Source organism: Sulfuricaulis sp. (assembly GCF_049587675.1).
In the GTDB taxonomy this organism is placed as follows: Bacteria; Pseudomonadota; Gammaproteobacteria; order Acidiferrobacterales; family Sulfurifustaceae; genus Sulfuricaulis.
The window spans coordinates 1-2,369 of the sequence record NZ_JBAVEJ010000152.1 but is presented as its reverse complement, the minus strand read 5'-3'; the positions used below and the strand labels follow the sequence as shown (position 1 = coordinate 2,369).

The 2,369-nt window shown below is 59.3% G+C and carries 3 protein-coding genes; all 3 read left to right on the top strand.

What is annotated here, in order from left to right:
* Positions 1–2 precede the first annotated feature (2 nt).
* The 3 genes from WB402_RS07785 (at position 3) to WB402_RS07775 (ending at position 2,311) form a co-directional block, all read left to right on the top strand.
* Positions 3–170: a CHRD domain-containing protein gene (locus tag WB402_RS07785; RefSeq protein ID WP_424206600.1), complete on the top strand. Its 168-nt coding sequence runs from the start codon at positions 3–5 to the stop codon at positions 168–170.
* 64 nt (positions 171–234) lie between these two features.
* A complete protein-coding gene (locus WB402_RS07780; protein WP_424206598.1) occupies positions 235–1,266 on the top strand; it encodes a hypothetical protein in 1,032 nt (343 codons plus the stop codon).
* Positions 1,267–1,342: 76 nt separating this feature from the next.
* Positions 1,343–2,311, top strand: a complete 969-nt coding sequence (locus WB402_RS07775; RefSeq protein ID WP_424206596.1) for an SGNH/GDSL hydrolase family protein — start codon at positions 1,343–1,345, stop codon at positions 2,309–2,311.
* Positions 2,312–2,369 lie beyond the last annotated feature (58 nt).

The following is a 2,369-nucleotide window of genomic DNA, read 5'->3' as shown; positions in this document are numbered from 1 at the left end:
GATTGGCGGACGGACATGCCTACTTTAACATTCACACGTCTATGTTCACCGGGGGAGAGATTCGGGGATTCCTGGCGCCCGTGCCGATACCGGCCGCGGCGTGGCTGTTCGGCTCGGGGTTGTTGGGCCTGATGGGTATCGCGCGGCAACGCCGCCAGCTGCCGGTTTAACAGGGGGTCGCCCAAAGTTTTATCGGATAGCCACCAATCCAATCACTGATCAAGGAGGATCACTATGAACATATCGCGTGATGGCGCCGGGAGAAGCGACATAACCAAGGCGGCACGGAGCCTGTGGCTGGCTGGCTTGCTGATGTTGGCGAGTGTCTTCGAGATTGTCGAAGCCAGGGCCGACCTTTTGGTGGGGAACTTCTTCAGCCCGGACTTGAATGTGCTCCGGTACGACGGCACGACCGGTGCCTTCAAGGGCATCTTTGTGCCCACGGGAAGCGGCGGTCTCAGTTTTCCGTTAGGCGGCGCGTTCGGGCCTGACGGCAATCTTTATGTGAGCAATTCCGATGGTGACAACGTGCTGCGCTATAACGGCACGACGGGAGCATTCATCGATGAGTTCATACCCGATGGAAGTGGAGGTCTGGAAGACTCGGCGGGCCTGACTTTTCGAGGCGGCTTTCTCCATGTGGCAAACAGTGCCGACCCTGGCGCGGTGACGCGTTACGATGCGGCAACCGGAGCACCGGCGGGTGCCTTCGTAACCCCTGGCAGCGGCGGCTTGAGCAACCCCGAAGGTTTAACTTTTGGGCCGGACGGGAATCTCTATGTCACTACGGATGGCGGCGGCGTCCTCCGCTATGACGGAACCACGGGATCGTTCATCGCTACCTTTGTGCCGGGGACCCTTTTGAGCGCCCGGGGTGTGGCCTTCGGGCCCGATGGCAACCTCTATGTCACCAACTTCGGAGGCGGAACCGTGGCGCGCTTTGACGGCACCACCGGGACGTTCATCGATGATTTCGTAACCGCGGGAAGCGGCGGATTGAGCACGCTTCCCCGACCTCTGACTTTCGGGCCCGACGGCAATCTGTATGTTGGTGATTACGGCAACGGCAGCGTCCTTCGCTATGACGGGACTACCGGCGCCTTTATCGACGCCTTTGTGCCAGCGGGAGGCGCCTTGGGAGCCCCAACTTTCCTGGTCTTCAATGGCGCCGCGTCGCCGGTTCCCGTGCCCGCCGCGGCATGGTTGTTCGGCTGGGGGTTGTTGGGGCTGTTCGGTGTGGCGCGGCGTAGGGCGGCGGGTTCTTAGTGGCGGAGCAGAGGAGCCGGTAGCTGTTCGGCGCAAGCGGCAACGTGAGTTTGGGAATGACGATGGAGCGAACGGTATGAAGACGCCACAGGATGGAAGAAGCCGTCATGCGATGAGATATGCGCTCATGTTGCGCACCATGGCAATGTGTTTGTGGTTCCCCGCGGCCGCAGCGTTTTCGGCCTACAGCGACTTGGTTGTTTTTGGCGACAGCCTTTCTGACACGGGCATTCTTTTCAGCAAAATCGGGCAGCCGCCCAGCCCGCCGTATTACGCCGGCCGTGCCTCGAACGGTCCGCTTGCGGTGGAGTATCTCGCCTCGAGCTTGAACGCAGGTCTGACCAACTTCGCGGAAGGGGGCGCCACGACCGGTCTCACCAATATCTACGATCCCGGTGGATCGGTCGGCTTGGTTGGGATGCTGAGCGAAGTCAACAATTACCAATCGACGGTTTCTACGGCTGACCCGACCGCGTTGTATATTCTCTGGGGAGGCGCCGATGATTTCGCAAACATCACTGGTCTGGGCGCCGGTCAGAACGCGGCGACCACGGCCGCCAACAATTTGGCCGGCGAGGTATCCACTCTAGCCTCACTGGGTGCAAAGAATTTTCTGGTCCCGAATCTTCCGGACTTGGCATTGATACCCTGGGTCAGTTCTCAAGGATCGGCAGCCATGTTCCTGGCCCATGCCATCACGCTCGATTTCAACGGGAAGCTGGCGAACGCTCTGGCCGATGTGCGCAGTCAGACGAACGCGAACATCATCGCGTTCGATACCTTTTTGGCCGTCAATGCGGTGGTGGCCAATCCCAGCGGTTTCGGGTTTACGAACGTCACCGACAGCTGTCTGAGCGTCTCCTTGGTCCCCTGCGCCAATCCGGATCAGTATTTATTCTGGGATCAAAATCACCCCACAACGTATGCACATCAGCTTTTGGGAGACCAGTTTGCAGCGACCGTCGTGCCTCTGCCTGCCGCCATATGGCTGTTCGGTTCGGGGCTGCTGGGACTGATCGGCGTGGCGCGGCGCAAAACGATTTGAGTTGAGTTTAGTAGAGCTGCGAAGAGGAAATGGTGAGTTCTACCAAAATTATAAATAT

Coding starts and splice junctions, on each gene's coding strand:
- WB402_RS07780 (WP_424206598.1), top strand. CDS start 235: ATGAACATATCGCGTGATGGCGCCGGGAGAAGCGACATAACCAAGGCG.
- WB402_RS07775 (WP_424206596.1), top strand. CDS start 1,343: ATGAAGACGCCACAGGATGGAAGAAGCCGTCATGCGATGAGATATGCG.